At 47.7% G+C, this 18,432-nt stretch carries 16 protein-coding genes and 2 tRNA genes; 3 read left to right on the top strand and 15 right to left on the bottom strand.

The annotated features are described in order from the left end of the window. Positions 1–25: 25 nt before the first annotated feature. The 10 genes from FH755_RS12420 to FH755_RS12375 form a co-directional block, all read right to left on the bottom strand. Complete coding sequence (locus tag FH755_RS12420) at positions 26–688, bottom strand: acetyltransferase (RefSeq protein WP_292441436.1); 663 nt, start codon at positions 686–688, stop codon at positions 26–28. After that, positions 685–1,671, bottom strand: coding sequence for a sulfotransferase (locus FH755_RS12415; RefSeq protein ID WP_292441435.1), 987 nt, complete (start codon positions 1,669–1,671; stop codon positions 685–687). The genes FH755_RS12420 and FH755_RS12415 overlap by 4 nt, the downstream gene beginning before the upstream one ends. Beyond that, positions 1,658–2,347 carry a WbqC family protein gene (locus tag FH755_RS12410; RefSeq protein ID WP_292441434.1) on the bottom strand — a complete coding sequence of 230 codons (690 nt, stop codon included), beginning with the start codon at positions 2,345–2,347 and terminating at the stop codon, positions 1,658–1,660. The genes FH755_RS12415 and FH755_RS12410 overlap by 14 nt, the downstream gene beginning before the upstream one ends. Beyond that, positions 2,344–3,519, bottom strand: coding sequence for a DegT/DnrJ/EryC1/StrS family aminotransferase (locus FH755_RS12405; RefSeq protein WP_292441433.1), 1,176 nt, complete (start codon positions 3,517–3,519; stop codon positions 2,344–2,346). Before FH755_RS12405 ends, FH755_RS12410 begins: the two co-directional genes overlap by 4 nt. Beyond that, positions 3,500–3,889 carry a MarR family EPS-associated transcriptional regulator gene (locus FH755_RS12400; RefSeq protein ID WP_292441432.1) on the bottom strand — a complete coding sequence of 130 codons (390 nt, stop codon included), beginning with the start codon at positions 3,887–3,889 and terminating at the stop codon, positions 3,500–3,502. The genes FH755_RS12405 and FH755_RS12400 overlap by 20 nt, the downstream gene beginning before the upstream one ends. Positions 3,890–4,436: 547 nt before the next feature. Continuing rightward, positions 4,437–5,630 carry a nucleotide sugar dehydrogenase gene (locus FH755_RS12395; RefSeq protein ID WP_292441431.1) on the bottom strand — a complete coding sequence of 398 codons (1,194 nt, stop codon included), beginning with the start codon at positions 5,628–5,630 and terminating at the stop codon, positions 4,437–4,439. Between the two features lie 79 nt (positions 5,631–5,709). Beyond that, complete coding sequence (gene glmS, locus FH755_RS12390; protein WP_292441430.1) at positions 5,710–7,653, bottom strand: glutamine--fructose-6-phosphate transaminase (isomerizing); 1,944 nt, start codon at positions 7,651–7,653, stop codon at positions 5,710–5,712. A gap of 240 nt (positions 7,654–7,893) precedes the next feature. Next, the gene (locus FH755_RS12385) at positions 7,894–9,870 is read right to left on the bottom strand and encodes a nucleoside-diphosphate sugar epimerase/dehydratase (RefSeq protein ID WP_292441429.1); all 1,977 of its coding nucleotides are present in this window, start codon (positions 9,868–9,870) and stop codon (positions 7,894–7,896) included. A 143-nt stretch (positions 9,871–10,013) separates the two neighbouring features. Then, a tRNA-Arg gene (locus FH755_RS12380) sits at positions 10,014–10,090 on the bottom strand. Positions 10,091–10,138: 48 nt separating this feature from the next. Next, positions 10,139–10,215 (bottom strand) — tRNA-Pro (locus tag FH755_RS12375). Positions 10,216–10,356: 141 nt separating this feature from the next. Between FH755_RS12375 and folD the strand changes: the two genes are divergently transcribed. Next, complete coding sequence (gene folD, locus FH755_RS12370) at positions 10,357–11,214, top strand: bifunctional methylenetetrahydrofolate dehydrogenase/methenyltetrahydrofolate cyclohydrolase FolD (protein ID WP_292441428.1); 858 nt, start codon at positions 10,357–10,359, stop codon at positions 11,212–11,214. Between the two features lie 249 nt (positions 11,215–11,463). Here folD and cysS read toward each other — a convergent pair whose 3' ends face one another. Next, a complete protein-coding gene (gene cysS, locus FH755_RS12365; RefSeq protein WP_292441427.1) occupies positions 11,464–12,858 on the bottom strand; it encodes a cysteine--tRNA ligase in 1,395 nt (464 codons plus the stop codon). Then, on the bottom strand, positions 12,858–14,531 hold the full coding sequence (locus FH755_RS12360) for a glutamine--tRNA ligase/YqeY domain fusion protein (protein WP_292441426.1): 1,674 nt from the start codon (positions 14,529–14,531) through the stop codon (positions 12,858–12,860). The genes cysS and FH755_RS12360 overlap by 1 nt, the downstream gene beginning before the upstream one ends. 164 nt (positions 14,532–14,695) lie before the next feature. Here FH755_RS12360 and FH755_RS12355 point away from each other — a divergent pair, with 164 nt between their 5' ends. Both FH755_RS12355 and FH755_RS12350 read left to right on the top strand, forming a co-directional pair. After that, positions 14,696–15,271, top strand: coding sequence for a peptidylprolyl isomerase (locus FH755_RS12355; RefSeq protein WP_292441425.1), 576 nt, complete (start codon positions 14,696–14,698; stop codon positions 15,269–15,271). Positions 15,272–15,312: 41 nt separating this feature from the next. After that, complete coding sequence (locus tag FH755_RS12350) at positions 15,313–16,068, top strand: UDP-2,3-diacylglucosamine diphosphatase (RefSeq protein WP_292441424.1); 756 nt, start codon at positions 15,313–15,315, stop codon at positions 16,066–16,068. Here the strand turns inward: FH755_RS12350 and FH755_RS12345 are convergent. From FH755_RS12345 to xerD, 3 genes are all read right to left on the bottom strand, one after another. Further along, positions 16,054–16,770, bottom strand: coding sequence for a DsbC family protein (locus FH755_RS12345; protein WP_292441423.1), 717 nt, complete (start codon positions 16,768–16,770; stop codon positions 16,054–16,056). The genes FH755_RS12350 and FH755_RS12345 overlap by 15 nt on opposite strands. Before the next feature lie 9 nt (positions 16,771–16,779). Further along, on the bottom strand, positions 16,780–17,265 hold the full coding sequence (locus FH755_RS12340) for a YajQ family cyclic di-GMP-binding protein (RefSeq protein ID WP_292441422.1): 486 nt from the start codon (positions 17,263–17,265) through the stop codon (positions 16,780–16,782). A 63-nt stretch (positions 17,266–17,328) separates the two neighbouring features. Continuing rightward, entirely contained in the window at positions 17,329–18,231 is a 903-nt protein-coding gene (xerD, locus tag FH755_RS12335) for a site-specific tyrosine recombinase XerD (protein ID WP_292441421.1), read from the bottom strand. Positions 18,232–18,432 lie beyond the last annotated feature (201 nt).

Raw genomic sequence — 18,432 nt, 5'->3', positions numbered from 1 at the left:
ATTCTGTTTTGAGGTCAGTCTTGAGCTAACCATCCGTGGCTTCCATAGCTGTTTTTTTTATTTTCCTAGCCGGATTACCTATGTATACACCGTCGATCTCTGTGTCTTTAACTACTACAGCACCGGCTCCTATGAAAGTTCGGTCCGCAATCTTAATGTTGTCTCTGATCACCGCCCCAAGGCCAATAAAACAACGCTCACCAATCGTCACATTGCCCCCAGTCACAACTCCCGATGCGATAAAACTGTGATTACCTATTACTGAGTGATGCCCGATGTTGGCTCCTGAGCGAATGATAATGTTACAGCCAAGTTTCACGTGGGGCTGTACAATTGCCTGCTCAAAAATTAGTACATTTTCTTTAACTTCAGTATCGGACAACACACAGGCATAGCTCGATACAAAATTACCGACCTTAAAACCTTTTTCCTTAGCCTGCTCTATACGCTTAGCGCGTAAATCATTCATCCACCGAAATCCGAGCGGAAAGATTAGTTCAAAATGATCTGGATGGAATTTTTTTTCCAGTCCGTTAAATCCAATCACTGGGAATCCTTCAAACGATGATTCAAGCAAGTAATTGTCATCAACAGTAAAACCAGCCAATTCCCAGCCTGCTTGATGTTTCACCTGAAAAGCAAGCAAGCTGGCGAGTGTATCAGCACCAAAAATAATGAGTTTTTTCATTTAAATGATTTCAAAGCAGCTGAGATTTGCTCTGCATTCAGAATATTGGTTCTACTTAACTCGAATTTTGAGGGCCCATTATATTTAGGGTTATTCAATCCAAGCTTTGCGGCTAACGCATCAAAAAAATATTTAGGGTTCTCGCAAAATTCTTCGTATTGAACGACCAATTTTCTGCTCTCATCAACAGATGAAATACCGTTGTCGACAGCGTTATTAATATGATGGATTTGACCACTCACTTGCGTAATTGGATCTAAATCTTTCAGGGCTTCATATTCAGGGATTTGAAAGGAATACCATTGAGATTCGCTACCCAGTTGTCGTTTACGGGCATCTAATACTGAAGCTACATTGCTCACCGGGTCTCGCTTTATCTGAACAAAAACCACTTTTTCAAGAATGCTGTTGAGAAATGGAATGTTATAGTTGAAGAGCATGCCTTTTGTAGCAAACGGCTGCTGGAAAACATTCATCATGCCAATCAACTCAGCACGCATGGTAGCAATGTCCATACTCTGCTTTAGTTCTTCATCAGACCAGATATCCCGCTGGGGTTCCGACAAAAATCGCCGCCAGAAATACCAAAACTCGTTCGGCGCCAGCACCCCTTTGGTTTTACCATTCTCAGATCGATATTCCGCTTGCTGAGCAAACTCACCGAGTTCATCACGAAAGTTAAAGCGTGGGTCAGTGAGCAACAACTGAATCTTGGAACCTAAAATGGGTGCCTGATAAAAACGTGACAATAAATTGGTCGGGTAAGCAACAAGGTCAGTGTTGGCCAGCCATTGAGTAAATAAAGTCGTTCCGCTTCGTAATGGTCCCATAACTAAAATCAGTGGGAATGGCATTTCTTGATTGAGGTTTGAACTGATTAGCTTTTCTTCACTTAACTCTAAATCCGCGTTAAGCTCTGTCAGAAGCTCTTCTAGCAGGATATTTCTGCGAAATTGTGGGGTTCGATGTTCAGACAATTTCATATTCCTTAACCATCTGCTGGCATTGTAGTTGGCTGTTGAACATCATTACATCAATAATAGATAGGGAGGGAATAAACTCGTTGATGTTTTGTTCATATGACGTAATGCGTGGCTCGATAAAAGATAGCTGGATATCTTGCTCTGTAAAACTGGCATGGTCATATAATTCTTTGCCGCCAGGCATATTGATATATTGTGTGGTGCCGAGTTCATTACAAACAGCTAATACTTTTTGCTGACCTTTTAGTTGAACGTCTTTCCTCAGGTTCGAGGAAATGTACCACTCTCTGTCTAAGCCTAGATAATTACAGATTTGTCTGAGACCATAATCCAGAAAGCTAGCCAGATTAGTTTCTTTTGAGCTTAGTATCTTCTCAATTAACTCAATTACATCTTGAAAATAAGGTGCCTTTGCGTAACTTTGCCTGATCGTTTTAAGCAGCTTCTGACAATTATTACCAATCTGAATCTGCTTAATGAGCAGGTTGGGGCTTGCGCCCAGTAATTGTAAGGTGATACGTGTTTTTTCCCCATTTGACAGAATGAAATTACGATTAATCCACCCGCCCTTTATGAAATTCACGTCATCATAGATCACGAATGAATCCACAGCATGAATCAGCTGAAAATAACCGATATACGGAAAAAAATAAGGCTGCATGATGCCTACTTTCATAAAGCTGTCTCAATATGCTTACAGACGATATGGCAGATGAGGTCGACGTCTTGTTCTGAAACGGCTTTTCCAGTTGGTAATACAATAACGTTGTCAGCGACTGTTTGAGTATTAGAGAGTAACAGCCCCGCATGTGGATAAAGTTCTCGATAGGGCAGCATTTTGTGACAACCCGGCCAGAAATATTTCCTGGCAAGTACATTTTCGGCATGTAACATTTCAACCAGATCATCACGTCTGATTGGACAGTTCTCACCAACTTCAATGACGACATATTGAAAGTTGTTCTTTTCAGCCTCATCAAACAAAAACAGATTTATGCCCGGTAACCCATCAAGCCCTTTCTGATAAGCTCTGTAATTTTTTTCATTGTGCTGGATAACGCTCTCAAGCTTGTCCAGATTTACCAGACCCATGGCTGCAGCTATTTCAACCATCTTGCCATTGGTGCCAGGGTAAATCACATTGTCCACACCGCCAAAACCGAAATTCCGCATTAGCCTCATTTTTTCTGCTAGTTCGCCATTGTTGGTCAGCACTGCGCCGCCCTCAAAGGTATTGAACAGCTTGGTAGCATGGAAACTCAGCACTTCGGCTTCACCAAAATTACCGATCATCCGGCCTTGGTATGAGCAGCCAAAAGCATGAGCGGCGTCAAACATGAGTTTGAGATTATGCTCATCGGCAATTTGCTGGAGTTCATTGACCGGTGCGGCATGCCCCCAAAGGTGCACACCAATAATGCCGGTCGTTTTTGGCGTTATCATTTTTTTGACCGATTCGGGGTCAAGGCAATGTGTGTCAGGATCAATATCAGCAAATACCGGCGTAATTTCCTGCCAGTGCAAGGCGTGGGCGGTAGCAATGAAAGTGTAGGAAGGCAGAATCACTTCCCCGGCCAGTTCCAGCGCCCTGATGGCAATTTCAAGTGCCACGGTGCCATTGCACATTGCTATGCAGTGTTTAACATCGTGGATGTTGGCAATTTTATTTTCCAGTTGCTGGACTAAGGGGCCGTTATTGCTGAGCCATTTGCTATCAAAAATCTGATCCACATATTTCAGAAACTCGGCTTTGTCGCCAATGTTCGGCCGTCCGACATGCAGCTTTTCAGCGAAAGCCGGGGGGGCGCCATTAATGGCAAGATCGGCCTTACTTTTTATTTGTTTCATCCTGATGTTCCCTGGAAACCGGGCCTTTATTCAACTCTGTAAGCTGGGCAGTATTAATCGACTCTTTGCGTAATTCATCGATTTCTTTCTGTAGTAGCTCATATTCTTTGATTTTCTTTTTTAAGAATCTGACTGTAACGCTGGTCTTTTCTTCAATACCCTTGGGTGTCAGCTTATAAGCATAAGCTAGTTTGTTTTTGCTGTTTCGAAAGTTACCTGCTTTAAGCAGGCCTTTTTCTATCAGTGCCTTTAGACAGTAATTTGTTTTACCCAGACTAATGCCTAATTCACGGGCGATCTGACGCTGACTGATCGCCGGGTTGGCCTCTACCAGTTTGAATATTTTGTATCGGTATTCATCTGTGAGCATTCAGTTGCCATCATGCGTTCAATAAATGAACACTGTATGCAAAGGTCACGCAAAAGTAAACGTTTTGAGGATATTAATTCTGCAATGGTTGGGATTTTGGGCTGCTTTGGAGAGCTGGTGGCATAGATGCCTAACAACACAATCGCCCCACCCTCCCTGGAAGTGGCTTTTGTATTGTTACTGGTGGCATCCATGCCATTGTTTAAATTAGCAATTTTTCTGAAAGCGGGAAACAGGATATATTCCTGTTTTGTGACTGAATCGTGGTTTATTGTTTTTTGTTTGGATGGAGATCCTTCGGTAAGCTCAGGATGATAGGCCTCTACTTTGTTGATACGCTTTTGTCATGCCGAGTGGGAGCGAGGTATCTCAAGCCCGGAAAGATCCTTCGACAGGCTCAGGATGAAAAGGGAGAAAAGTAAAGCTCTTGTTATCTCACTCTTCCATGCCGAGCGGGAGCGAGGTATCTCGAAGCCGGAGGGATCCTTCGGCAGGCTCAGGATGACTGGTAAAAGAGACGACATTTTTTTCATTACAGGCTATAAACCTAATCCTGACCGAACAAATCTCTGGTGTAGACTTTATCCCGAATGTCCATGATATCGTCGGTCAGCCTGTTGGCCAGTACAACATCGGCTTTTTGTTTGAATTCTTCCAGGTCTTTTATGACTACTGAACGGAAAAAAGTGTCTTCTTCAAGCACGGGTTCGTAAACAACAACCTCAATGCCTTTGGCTTTAATGCGTTTCATCACGCCCTGAATGGCGGAAGCGCGAAAATTATCTGAACCTGCTTTCATTACCAGGCGGTAGATACCGACCACTTTCGGATTACGTTTGATAATGGATTCGGCAATAAAATCTTTACGCGTCGTATTGGCATCAACAATGGCTTTGATCAGGTTATTGGGTACGTCTTCATAATTAGCCAATAACTGGCGGGTGTCTTTGGGCAGACAATAGCCACCATAGCCGAAAGACGGGTTGTTGTAATGATTGCCAATTCTGGGATCCAGGCCGACACCTTCTATAATCTGGCGTGTATCCAGCCCATGAGTCTCTGCATAGGTATCGAGTTCATTGAAATACGCCACACGCATGGCCAGGTAGGTATTTGAAAAAAGCTTGATGGCTTCCGCTTCAGTGCTGTCAGTGAAAAGGACAGGAATATCCTGTTTGCTGGCACCTTGAATCAGTAAGGCTGCAAACGTCTCAGCTCGCTCGCTACGTTCACCGACGACGATTCTGGAAGGGTAGAGATTATCATGAAGGGCTCTACCCTCTCTCAAGAACTCGGGTGAAAAGAGGATATTCGGTTGCTTCGCTTCGCTCACAATCAGGCTGTTTTGATATTTTCTTTTTACGGACTCGGTATAGCCGACTGGCACAGTGGATTTAATCACCATGACAGCGTTTGGATTAATCGCCATCACATCTTCAATCACCGCTTCTACGCTTTTGGTGTTGAAATAGTTGGTGTCAGGATCGTAATCGGTAGGTGTAGCAATGATGACAAAATCAGCGTCAGCGTAGGCTTGTTGCTTGTCGAGCGTAGCAGTGAAATTTAATGGCTTATTATCCAGAAAGTCCTGAATTTCTTTATCTTCGATGGGCGAAAGCTTGTCATTAAGCAATTTCACCTTATCTTCAATAATATCCAGAGCTACAACCTCGTGATGCTGAGCGAGCAAAACAGCAAGGGACAGACCGACATAACCGGTCCCGGCAACAGCAATCTTCATTTCAGACTCTTTATTGTTTTATTGTTTTTAGTGTTGAAAATTAAGGTTTCAATGATATGACAGCAATGCAAAAGTTTAACTACTCCACCGTCACAGACTTGGCAAGATTACGCGGCTGATCGACATCGGTGCCTTTAATCAGTGCCACGTGGTAACTCAACAGCTGCAGCAGTATATTGTAGGTAATAGGTGCTGTAATACGGCCGACGTTGGTCGTGGCTTTGACGACTTTGAAGCTGGTTTCAGAGCTTATATCACTGCGTTCATCTTCAAACACAATCATCTGACCACCGCGAGCTTTGACTTCCTGCAGGTTGGATTTAAGTTTCTCGAGCAGATCGTCGAGCGGAGCGATGGCAATCACCGGCATCATTTCATCAATCAATGCCAGTGGACCATGTTTAAGTTCACCTGCCGGGTAGGCCTCGGCATGGATGTAACTAATTTCTTTAAGCTTGAGTGCACCTTCCAGCGCAATCGGATACATGGTGCCACGACCTAAAAACAGAGCATGTTGCTTGTCAGCAAAGTCTTCTGAAATCTGGCGGATTTCTTCTTCGTGTCCAAGCGCCATCGTGATGAGGTTAGGCAATTTCTGCAGACCGCCGGCAATCAGGGCTTCGCGACCTTCATCCAGGCGGTTCTGAACTTTACCAATACTGGTAAGCAATAAAGCCAGAGCAACCAGTTGTGTGGTGAAAGCCTTGGTTGAAGCGACGCCGATTTCAGGGCCGGCGTGGGTCAGAAAAACCAGATCCGCTTCGCGGGTCAGACTGCTTTCCGCCACATTGCAGATACTCAGCGTAGGGATATTCAAAGCCTCTGCTTCTGCTTCGGCAAGATCAGGTTTATTGAGATGCGCTTTGGGATCATCATTGGCGCGCCGCCGTAAAGCCGTTGTTTTGTTCTGACGCAGGGCATTGATTTGCTGCAGTGCAGCCAGGGTATCCGCGGTTTCACCGGACTGACTGATGGTGACAAACAGGGTGTGATTTTCAATGACCGGATTTCGATAACGGAATTCACTGGCCACTTCAACCTGGCAGGGCATGCCGATAATATCTTCAGCCCAGTATTTGGCCACCATGCCGGCATGATAACTGGTACCGCAGGCAATAATATGGATGCGATTGACACTGGCAAAAACGGTTTCTGCATTATGGCCGAAGCTCGATACCAGGATCTGGTCCTGGGTCATACGCCCTTCCAGGGTATCAATAACGGCCTGTGGCTGCTCAAAGATTTCCTTGTGCATGTAATGCCGATGCGCGCCAAGTTCAACCGAAGTGAGGTTCAGGTTGGAATGCTTGACGGGTCGGTCTACCCGCTCACCTGAATGAACATTGAAAATTTCCACTTTATCGCGAGTCAGGCGGGCAACATCACCGTCTTCCATAAAGATAAAGTTCTGTGTGACAGGGAGTAATGCTGAGACATCGGAAGCAATAAAGTGTTCGCCGATACCGATACCAATCACCAAGGGGCTGCCTTTTCTGGCTGCGACCAGTGTGTCAGGATCGCTAGTAGACATGACGCCGAGAGCGTAGGCCCCCTCAAATGATTTCAGCGAAGCCATCACAGCTTTTAACAAATCATCAGTATCTTTCAATTGATCAAAGATTTCATGCGCGACCACTTCGGTATCCGTTTCAGAGGTAAAACGGTAACCGGCAGCAAGCTGACGGGCTTTCAAGCTCTGATAGTTTTCGATGATGCCATTATGCACCACAGCCACTTTGTTATTGCAGATGTGTGGATGAGCATTATTTTCTGAGGGAATACCATGGGTAGCCCAGCGGGTATGGGCGATGCCCAATTGGCCGGAGAATGGGGCATCAAGCGCATCAATTTTATTTTCCAGTTGCCTGATTTTGCCAATGGCACGGACTCGTTGAAGCTGACTTTCTGAGTCCAGCAACGCCATGCCGGATGAGTCGTAACCTCGGTATTCAAGCCTTCTGAGACCTTCCATAAGAATGGGGGTCACGTTACGCTCAGCAATACCTCCGACGATTCCACACACGTTAAATAATCCCTTGTTCGTTCAAAATTGCATTATACAGAACAACGCTTTCTTTATATTTGAAATGGTTCTGGAATAAGTCCGTTTGATATAAGTTTTCAGTTAACAGGCTTCATTTGGGTCATCATTCTAAGACTATTTTGCTGATGTTCCGGGACTATTTACTTTGTCATCCTGAGCTTGTCGAAGGATCTTTTTAGCCTGAGATACTTCGCTACCGCTCGACATGACATTGTTTGGTTATTCTCTGATGTGATCCTTCAATTTTTCAGACTCAGGCAACTCACTCTGCAACCAATCATTCAAGTCACACTGTGGCTTGAAACCATCAATTGTCGATAACAGCAGATTACGTGACAAGGCACTATCGTCAGTTTCATTAGCCTGGGACATGGCTTGTAAAGTCGGTTGCAGGGTTTGCCATGGGATCACCGTTTCCTCGGCTCGCATAATTTTAGGATGCGCGGTTTCCGTAACGTTATCGCCAATCAAAAGTTCTTCATAGAGCTTCTCGCCGGGTCTGAGACCAGTAAACTCAATTGCGATATCACCATCAGGGTTGCTTTCATCTCTGATACTAAAACCACTCAAATGGACCATTCTTCTTGCCAGTTCCAGAATCTTTACCGGTTCTCCCATATCCAATACAAAGACATCGCCCCCCTGTCCCAGAGCACCGGCCTGTATTACCAGTTCTGCAGCCTCCGGTATCGTCATAAAATAGCGGATGATGTCCGGATCGGTGACGGTTACCGGGCCGCCGGCGGCAATCTGTTCACGAAACAGGGGAACTACTGACCCGGAGGAGCCCAGCACATTGCCAAAACGAACCATGGTGAAACGGGTTTTTTGATGTAACTCCGGAGTCTGTGCGAGTGCCTGCAGTACTAATTCCGCCAGCCGTTTGGTCGCGCCCATGGTATTTGTTGGCCGTACCGCTTTATCGGTTGAGACCAGTACAAAAGTTTCGACGCCAGAGTTAATAGCAGCCTGGGCTGAGTGCAAAGTACCGAAGACATTATTTCGTATGCCTTCATTGGTGTTTCTTTCTACAATCGGCACATGCTTATAGGCAGCAGCATGATAAATGGTCTGAACCTGAAAATGCTGACAGACTGATTCGACGCGATTCTGATTCAATACCGAACCCAGAACCGGTATCAGTGGCACAGTTGAACTCAACTTCTCCAGCTCTTTTTCAATTTGATACAAACTGAATTCACTGATCTCGAACAGCACCAGGGCTTTCGGCGCCAGCAGCATAATCTGCCTGCACAACTCAGAGCCAATGGAGCCACCGGCGCCAGTCACCATGACTACCTTGTCTGTGATGTTACTGTGCAGCAAAGCCGGATCCGGAGCTACAGGCTCTCTACCCAGCAAATCACCGATATCGACTTCCTGGATATCCGATACCTCAATTTTACCTTCAGCAATATCCATTAAGTCCGGCAAGGTGCGGACATGAACCGGGAATTTTTCCAGACGTTGTAGAATTTCGCTACGCCGTCTGCGGGTGGCTGAAGGGATAGCTAACAGAATGTCCCTGACCTGATAACGCTCAATCAGACCAATGAGTTTTTCAAATGGATAAACGGTAAGTCCGTTGATTTGCTGATGAGTTAAGGTCTTATCGTCATCAATAAAAGCGACAGGACGCATCTGATTACTCATTTTCAGCATGGCGACCAATTGCGCGCCGGCCTGACCGGCACCATAAATTAAAACTGGCGGGACAAAGCGTTCTGTCTGGAGCCCTGCCCAGTTTTGCTGCTGACTGTGGGTGAACAGCCAGCGTGCAAGCATCCGGCTGCCACCGACAAACAGCATCACAATAACGGCATTAATGCCATAAACCGTTCTTGGTACAAGACCAGCGAGATCGCCGGCTGTCAGTACAACTACAGCAAAAACCAGCGTAAAAAGAAGCACTGCCCGGCTGATTGCCCACAAGGCATCAATGCCGATATAACGAATAACCGCTCTGTAGAGACCGAATTTTACAAAGATGGGAACAGCTATCGCCGGTGCCAGCAGAAAGATCCACAGCTGTTGTGCAGGAGGAGAATAAAACTCACCAAGACGTAATGAAAACGCTAACCATAATGCGACAATGACCGCCAAAGTATCGACACTGATACTGATAATCCGCTTTACTTTGCGCGAACAATTCAGGAACCACTGACCCAGCGAGGTGAATACTGATAATTGCTTCAAACTATCATTCCGTTGGTTGAGACTATCAGGGCATTATTCCATGGCCAGTGCTGATTAACCAAGCTGAAAGATTTAAGAATGTTCGAAGGCTAAAAGTATTGATTTTTTGAGTGGAAGATAATTAGGAGAGTTGATAGGCAGAGTGGCGCGCCCGGCAGGACTCGAACCTGCTACCCTCGGCTTAGAAGGCCGATGCTCTATCCAGATGAGCTACGGGCGCATCGTGACATGTGGTCTAAGCGAGGACAATGAAAATAAGTGAGGGAAGTGGTCGGGGCAGAGAGATTCGAACTCCCGACCCTCTGGTCCCAAACCAGATGCGCTACCAGACTGCGCTATGCCCCGACTTGTTTTCGAGAAGTCATCCTCGAAGAAGGCGAAATAATACGTTGTTCCCTACCACGAGTCAACGCCTGATTTTATATTTTTTGCTGTTCACGCTGACTCATGCGATCATAGCCGCTTTTGTAAGTCCGGGACTTCTGAATGAGCGCGAAGATTATTGATGGCAAAGCTGTCGCCGCAGATCTGAAACAAAAACTGAAACTGGCCACTGATGAATTAATTGCTGCCGGCAAACGTCGTCCCGGCCTGGCTGTGGTTTTGATTGGTGAAAATCCGGCATCAAAGGTCTACGTTGGCAGCAAACGTCGCAGCTGTGAAGAAATCGGTATTAAATCGGTCGCTTATGATATGCCCGACACCACCAGTCAGGATGAACTGCTCGCCCTGATTGATAAACTCAACAACGATGAGGAAATTGACGGCATTCTGGTGCAATTGCCACTGCCTGCGCATATCGACTCTGAGACCGTGATTGAGCGCATCGCGCCGCATAAGGATGTTGACGGTTTCCATCCCTACAATATCGGCCGTCTTGCCCAGCGCATGCCGGTTTTGCGACCCTGCACCCCCAAAGGTGTTATTACATTGCTGCGCAGTACCGAGATGGATTTAAAAGGGCTGGAAGCGGTTGTGGTCGGTGCTTCCAATATTGTGGGCCGTCCCATGGCGCTGGAGTTATTACTCGCCGGTTGCACCACAACCGTCTGCCATCGCTGGACTAAAAACCTTGAGGAACAGGTGCGTCGCGCCGACCTTCTGGTAGTTGCCGTGGGTAAACCGAACTTTATTCCCGGGGATTGGATTAAACCCGGCGCCATCGTCGTTGATGTCGGCATTAATCGACTTGAAAATGGCAAATTAACGGGTGATGTGGATTTTGAGGGTGCAAAAGAAAAAGCGGCCTGGATTACGCCTGTACCCGGTGGTGTCGGCCCGATGACCGTAGCGACTCTGATGGAAAATACGCTGTTTGCGGCTGAACATTTGCACCAGGGATAAATCGCATAGAACCGAAAAGCCCGGCCTGGTTAAGTCTCAGTGCCGGGCTTTTTTATGGCTCTGGCAAACGCAAGCTTAACTCAAGAACTCTGCTTCCTGGGCACCCTGACAGGTTCATGTCATCCAGAGTCTGTCGAAAGATCTTTCCGTCTTCAAGATACCTCGCTCCGCCCGGCATGACAGATCCATGTCATCCTGAGCCTGTCGAAGGATCCAATAAACTGGAGTGTGGTCAAAAACCCAGATTAATCAGCCGCGCCGCCAGCTTGTTTTACCGGCCGAATCTTCCAGCACGATACCCATGTCGGTGAGTTGGTCACGAATTTCATCGGCGCGGGCCCAGTTCTTGTCCGCCCTGGCTTGGTTACGTTCAGCCACCAACGCATCAATCTCTGCGGCTTCATCATCTGAGGCGGTATCACCCACCAGGAAGGCATCGGCATCCTGTTGGAATAAGCCCAGCACATCGCCGAATGACAAGAGCAGACCGGCATAATAAGCGGCTTCCTCAACGCCCTGCCCGCGTTCGTAAGCTTTGTTCAAAGCCTGGCGCACATCGGCCATCACCGAGAGCGCAAGTGCGGTATTGAAGTCATCATCCATCGCCTCCTGAAAGCGGGGACCGAATTCCTTATCATCCTGCCAGCGCACTTCTGCCTGTGGCTCGACGTCACGCAGCGAGGTATAAAAACGGGTCAGCGCAGATTTTGCCTGTTCCAATTGTTCTTCAGAGTAGTTCAGCGGACTACGGTAATGACTGGACAGAATAAAATAACGCACCGCTTCAGCCGGATAGACAGCCAGTACTTCACGCACAGTGAAGAAGTTGCCCAGTGATTTGGACATCTTCTCGTCATCAATGCGGACAAAACCGTTATGCATCCAGTAATTGACTGACTGGCAGTCATGCGCGCCTTCGGATTGGGCGATTTCATTTTCATGGTGAGGGAACTGCAAGTCCTGTCCACCGCCATGAATATCGAAATGTTCACCCAGGCAATGAGCTGACATCGCCGAGCATTCGATATGCCACCCGGGGCGGCCCCTGCCCCAGGGTGAGTCCCAGGCCGGCTCACCCTCTTTGGCTGCTTTCCAGAGTACAAAGTCGAGCGGATCGGTTTTGGCTTCGTTTACAGCGACGCGCTCACCGGCGCGCAACTCATTCACATCGCGGCCGGATAATTTGCCGTAGGTAGCAAACTGACTGACGTCATAATAAACATCGCCGTTATCAGCAGCATAAGCAAGGCCCTTATCGATCAAAGTCTGAATCATGGCCAGGATTTCAGACATGGATTCAGTTGCTTTGGGTTCGATGTCAGGTCTTAAGACACCCAGTGCATCAGCATCCTGATGCATTTCTTTGATATAACGCTCAGTCAGCGCTTCAATGCTTTCACCGTTTTCTGCCGCGCGTTTGATGATCTTGTCATCAATATCGGTGATGTTTCGAACGTAAGTGACATCATAGCCCAGCGCCCGCAGGTAACGGGTGACCACATCAAACACCACCATGACGCGGGCATGGCCGACGTGACAGAGGTCATAAACCGTCATGCCACAGACATACATATTGACCTTGCCGGGGGTAATAGGCTTAAACGTTTCTTTCTGTCGAGACAGGCTATTATGAATTTTCAGCATTACTTATTTTTTGAGGTATCTTCTTTTAAACCAATGGTCAGGTTGAATACCGGGGTCTCAGCACTGTGATCATAACGATCACTGACAAAATAACCTTCCCGTTCAAACTGAAACGCCGTTTCCGGTTCGCAATTGACAATGGCCGGTTCAGCAAAGGCTTTAATCACTTTTAAAGAGTCCGGGTTCACATCATCAAGATAGTTACCGGTTTCTTTTCCGGGCGCTTCCGCCACAAACAATCTGTCGTATAAGCGCAGTTCGACTTGCTTGCCTTCGGTTGCTGAAACCCAGTGAATAACGCCGCGGGGTTTCATTTCTGGGGGGGGGGTCTGACCCACCGTATCCGGCACTAAAGAGGCAATCACTTGAATAATGTCACCCTTTTCATTCCTGATGACCTCGTCAGCCTTGATGACATAAGCCCCACGCAGGCGCACATAGTCGCCGATTACCAGGCGCTTGAATTTTTTCCGGCTCAGTGTGGTGTCTTCAGTAAAGTCGGACGCATCAATATAAATTTCTTTAGTGAATGGTATGGACCGATTCCCCATTTCCTCCTTTTGCGGATGATTAGGAGCTTCCAGCCATTCAACACTGTCAGGGGCATTGGTAATGGTAACTTTCAGCGGGTTCAACACACACATCGCACGTGCAGCGTTTTCATTCAAATCATTGCGGATTTCAAATTCCAGCTGCGCAATATCAACAATACCGTCAGTTTTGGCCACGGCCAGACCGTTACAGAAAGCGCGCAAGGCTGCAGCGGTATATCCACGCCGTCTCATGCCAGAAATGGTCGGCATTCTGGGATCATTCCAGCCGGCCACAATCTGTTCATCAACCAGCTGTTTTAAATTACGCTTGCTGGTCACTGTGTAATTGAGGTTCAAACGGCCAAATTCATACTGTTTCGGCTTTGAAGGCACGGGCAGGTTTTCAATAAACCACTCATACAGCGGACGATGATCCTGAAATTCCAGCGTACAGATGCTGTGGGTCACGCCTTCAATCGCATCGCCTTGGCCGTGGGCAAAGTCGTAACTGGGATAAATGCACCATTTATCACCGGTTTGATGATGCGATTTCTTACGGATGCGATAGAGAATCGGATCCCGCAGGTTCATATTAGGCGAAGCCATATCGATTTTTGCACGCAGAACACAAAAACCTTCATCAAAATCGCCTTGCTTCATTTTTTCGAACAAAACCAGGTTTTCTTCTACGCTACGATTGCGGAAAGGTGATTCCTTGCCCGGCTTGGTCGCCCAGCCACGGTATTCACTGGCTTGTTCGGCGGTGAGATCACACACATAGGCTTTGCCCTGCTTGATGAGGTGAACAGCCCATTCGTAAAACTGCTCGAAATAGCTTGATGCATAACGCACATCACCCGCCCAGTGAAAACCCAGCCACTCGACATCTTCCTTAATGGCTTCAATGTATTCCTGCTCTTCCTTGGCTGGGTTGGTATCATCAAAGCGCAGGTGGCAATCTCCGCCAAATTCCTCCGCCAAACCAAAATTCAGGCAGATAGACTTGGCATGGCCTATATGCAGATAACCATTGGGCTCAGGAGGAAAACGGGTCACCACTTTTCCGGTGAGTCTGCCAGCGGCAATATCTTCCTGAATAATTGTGCGTATGAAATTGTGATGAGCAGCAGTTTCCGACATAGCGAATGATGAATTCAAATTAAAACGCGCATTATACGCTTTCAGCCCTCTCGGGTGACAGCGCTGTTTTACGGTAGCATGATTCTCAAAACTGATTCTGATGTTCCCTTGAACACTTCCGATGCACTATCATGACCCTTTTGAGCATTTTTGGATTCCCGCACATGAAATTACTTTACCGCCATCTGGCCCCCCTGTTTTTCGCTTCTTTCTCTCTGGCAGCCAATGCTGAAGGTGGCGCAGCGCCCCAGGTTAAGCTTGAAACCAGCATGGGTGACATTGTTATTGAGTTGAATCAGGAAAAAGCCCCAAAGACCGTCGCTAACTTTCTGGAATATGTTGAGGCCGGTTTTTACGATGGCACCATTTTCCACCGCGTCATTGAAAACTTCATGGTTCAGGGCGGTGGTTTTGATGAAAATTTTCAGCAGAAAAAAACCCGTTCCCCCATTGAAAATGAAGCTGATAATGGCCTGAGCAACCAGCGTGGTACAGTCGCCATGGCTCGAACCAACGACCCGCACTCTGCCACAGCCCAGTTCTTTATCAACACCGTTGACAATGATTTTCTCGATTTCCGCGGTAAAGCTCCCAGTGGCTGGGGCTACGCCGTGTTCGGCGAAGTCATTGAAGGTATGGATGTCGTCGACAAAATCCGCAAGGTTGAGACCACGATGCGTGGGCCGCATCAGGATGTACCGGCTGAAGATGTAGTCATCAAAAAAGCCAGCGTCCTGTAAATCTGTCTTCCCTGCCCCCATGCTGAGGGCAGGATTCGCTTATGCGCAGACTGTTTATTTCCGATCTCCACCTCAGCCCGGCCCGGCCCGAACTGACCCGGCTCGCCTGTGATTTTCTCGACGCACAGCTGGGTCAAGTCGATGAAATCTATATTCTGGGCGATATATTCAATACCTGGCTGGGTGATGATTTAGTCCCAGCCGAATTCAGGCCTTTTGTCAGCACGCTGCAGAATGTATCGGCAAGTGGCATCAATCTGTTTCTGATGGTGGGTAACCGCGACTTTATGCTGGGTCATGACTTTGCCAGTGAAGTCGGCGCGACATTATTGAAAGACAATCATCGAATCAACTATGGCAACCACCCGGCTCTCCTCATACACGGCGACACTCTTTGTCTGGATGATATCAGTTATCAGCGCTACCGGAAGGTGGTCAGAAATCGTTTGCTGCAATGGTGTTTTCTTAGACTACCGGCCCGTTTCCGGCAAAATATTTCAGACAGGATCATCGCCAAGAGCAAGCAGAAAAAGCAGCATAAAACCGCGATGATTATGGATGTGAACCAGGCAGAAGTCCGCAGTGTGATTGAATCTAATCAAATTGAAATCCTGGTACACGGACACACCCACAGACCGGCTATTCATCAACTGCAGACCGAGAACGGTCATCAGACTTATCGTGTGGTGTTGGGAGACTGGGATAATAACATCAGCTACCTGCTGGCCGATGACCAGCAGTTGACGCTGCATGATCACCGGCTGGATTCAGGCTCCCAGACCTTAAGACTGACCTGATGTCTGCTCAAGAATTTCCTTCAAACGCTCCGGCGGGACATAACCGGGCAGCATCTGCCCACTTTCAGTAAACAAAGCCGGCGTGCCTTGAACGCCCAGCTTTTGACCGGTTTCAAACTCGGCCTTCACCGGGTTCTCGCAGGTTTTGGCTTTGAGTTCTTCACCCGCTTTCGCCCGGGTCATGGCTTCCTGACGATCATCATTACACCAGACGGTCACGGCATCATCATAGGATTCGGAATCAATGCCACCGCGCGGATAAGCCATATAGCGGATACGGATACCCAGATCTTTGTACTGCTCAATTTCAGAATGCATTTTGCGGCAATAGACACAATCGATATCGGTAAAGACGGTCAGCGTATGTTCTGTTTTCTCAGGCTCAAAGATGATCATATCTTTCTCATCCAAACCATCAATGATGTCTTTACGCAGACTCACCCTGCGCTGCTCGGTAAGGTTGGTTCTGGATTCCAGTGAGACCAGTTCTCCCTGCAACACGTAACGAGCATCCGCCGAAAAATAGAGGATTTCACCGTTGATAACGCCCTCATAGAGCTGGGTGTTATCCACTTTTTTGAGATTGTTGACAGTGACGCCCGGCAGGGCTTTTTCAAGTTGTTTTTTCAGTTTATCTGTTTCGTCGGCATGAACCGGTCCGATAAGTAACAGGGGAACAACCAGTAATAGATGTTTCAGCATTAATGTTTCCTAGTCTCTGAAATTGTTGAACTGCAGGGGCATTTCAATTTTTTCCTCGGCCTTGAGCATGGCAATGATCTGCTGCAGTTCATCACGCTTCTTGCCGGTCACACGCACACTTTCGCCCTGAACAGCCGCCTGGACTTTGATCTTGCTGTCCTTAATCAGCTTGACGATCTGACGGGACACGTCTTTATCCAGCCCTTCGCGTACGATGACATCCTGTTTCCGCAGCTTGCCATGGCCGACTGCATCTTTGACTTCGAGGCAGCCCAGTTCTATCCCGCGCTTGACCAGTTTAAGCCGCAAAATATCGAGCAACTGTTCCAGTTGAAAATCACTGTCTGCAAAAAGCGTCAGCACTTTGTCCGACTGCTCCACTCTGGCGTCGGTTCCGCGGAAATCAAAGCGGTTTTTAAGTTCACGGTTGGCCTGATCAACGGCGTTGCTCAGTTCGTGTTTATCGACTTCGGATACGATATCAAAGGAAGGCATACCTTTCTCCGGCTACAATTCAATCGGCAAGTTTAACACCGCGCGCAGACGGCGTCAGTCTGCTTAACCACGCGGATGATGCTGTCCATGCAATTGTTTCAGTCGCTCTTTGGCGACATGGGTGTAGATCTGTGTCGTTGAGAGATCGGAGTGACCTAGCAAAAGCTGAACTACGCGAAGATCAGCTCCGTGATTGAGAAGGTGTGTGGCAAAGGCATGCCGCAAGGTATGCGGTGAAAGCTGTTTATCTATATGCGCCTGCTTGGCATAGCGTTTGATGATGTACCAGAAAGCCTGCCGGGTCATGGCTTTGCCACGTCGTGTCGGAAATAAATCATCCGTAACCTGACCATTGAGCAGCCCAGGCCGGCTCTCAATTAAATAATCCTGCAGCCAGTCGAGCGCGACTTCACCCACAGGGACCAGCCGTTCCTTATTGCCTTTACCGATACACCGAATTAAACCCTGGCGTGAATTAAACTGCTCCTGTTTCAGACTCACGAGTTCTGATACGCGCAGTCCCGTGGCGTAAAGCAGTTCGAGCATGGTTCTGTCGCGTAACCCCAGCAGATCCGTTACATCCGGCTGTGCCAACAGATCCTCGACCTCCTGCTCAGTCAGACTGTCGGGCAGGGGTTTACCCAATCGCGGCGATTCCAGTTGCGCGGTCGGATCACTGTCACGAATATCTTCCCGCAGTAAATAACGGTAAAAGCGTCTCAGCGTAGATAGCAGGCGGGCTTCACTACGGACCTTTCGTCCCTCCCGCATCCGCTGGCTCTGATAGCGCTGAATATCCTGCTGGGTGGCAGCAGCCAGATCAACATCAAACCGTGACAGCCAGGCAGCAAAGGCCAGTAGATCACGCCGATAAGCCTCGATGGTATTCTGACTCAGACCGGATTCCAGCCAGAGACTATCCAGAAAGCGTTCCAGATAGCGGCTTGGCTCAGATGATTGTTGCATCGTCATAACCGCCATAGATTATCAGCAGGCAATAAAAAAGGGCAGTGGAAAACCACTGCCCTTTTTTGCAATCCTGTCCCGTCCTGAAATACGTTGTCATCTGGAGTAAAGAAGATGAACAACGTCATTTCTACCCGCAGGAAACGCAGTCAGCGTGATTACAACCTTGGCTTTAAATTGGCTGTTGTCGAGCAAGTCGAA

The organism is Methylophaga sp. (assembly GCF_009711715.1).
Taxonomy (GTDB): Bacteria; Pseudomonadota; Gammaproteobacteria; order Nitrosococcales; family Methylophagaceae; genus Methylophaga.
The sequence above is the reverse complement of the archived record's forward strand: the minus strand, read 5'-3'. Positions and strand labels throughout refer to the sequence as shown.

What these genes read in the sequence shown, in the direction of transcription:
- FH755_RS12395 (WP_292441431.1), bottom strand. Translation starts at nt 5,630, where the DNA reads ATGAAGATTGCTGTTGCCGGGACCGGTTATGTCGGTCTGTCCCTTGCT.
- FH755_RS12400 (WP_292441432.1), bottom strand. Translation starts at nt 3,889, where the DNA reads ATGCTCACAGATGAATACCGATACAAAATATTCAAACTGGTAGAGGCC.
- FH755_RS12345 (WP_292441423.1), bottom strand. Translation starts at nt 16,770, where the DNA reads ATGCTGAAACATCTATTACTGGTTGTTCCCCTGTTACTTATCGGACCG.
- cysS (WP_292441427.1), bottom strand. Translation starts at nt 12,858, where the DNA reads ATGCTGAAAATTCATAATAGCCTGTCTCGACAGAAAGAAACGTTTAAG.
- FH755_RS12415 (WP_292441435.1), bottom strand. Translation starts at nt 1,671, where the DNA reads ATGAAATTGTCTGAACATCGAACCCCACAATTTCGCAGAAATATCCTG.
- FH755_RS12360 (WP_292441426.1), bottom strand. Translation starts at nt 14,531, where the DNA reads ATGTCGGAAACTGCTGCTCATCACAATTTCATACGCACAATTATTCAG.
- FH755_RS12350 (WP_292441424.1), top strand. Translation starts at nt 15,313, where the DNA reads ATGCGCAGACTGTTTATTTCCGATCTCCACCTCAGCCCGGCCCGGCCC.
- xerD (WP_292441421.1), bottom strand. Translation starts at nt 18,231, where the DNA reads ATGCAACAATCATCTGAGCCAAGCCGCTATCTGGAACGCTTTCTGGAT.
- FH755_RS12420 (WP_292441436.1), bottom strand. Translation starts at nt 688, where the DNA reads ATGAAAAAACTCATTATTTTTGGTGCTGATACACTCGCCAGCTTGCTT.
- folD (WP_292441428.1), top strand. Translation starts at nt 10,357, where the DNA reads ATGAGCGCGAAGATTATTGATGGCAAAGCTGTCGCCGCAGATCTGAAA.
- FH755_RS12355 (WP_292441425.1), top strand. Translation starts at nt 14,696, where the DNA reads ATGAAATTACTTTACCGCCATCTGGCCCCCCTGTTTTTCGCTTCTTTC.
- FH755_RS12340 (WP_292441422.1), bottom strand. Translation starts at nt 17,265, where the DNA reads ATGCCTTCCTTTGATATCGTATCCGAAGTCGATAAACACGAACTGAGC.
- FH755_RS12405 (WP_292441433.1), bottom strand. Translation starts at nt 3,519, where the DNA reads ATGAAACAAATAAAAAGTAAGGCCGATCTTGCCATTAATGGCGCCCCC.
- FH755_RS12410 (WP_292441434.1), bottom strand. Translation starts at nt 2,347, where the DNA reads ATGAAAGTAGGCATCATGCAGCCTTATTTTTTTCCGTATATCGGTTAT.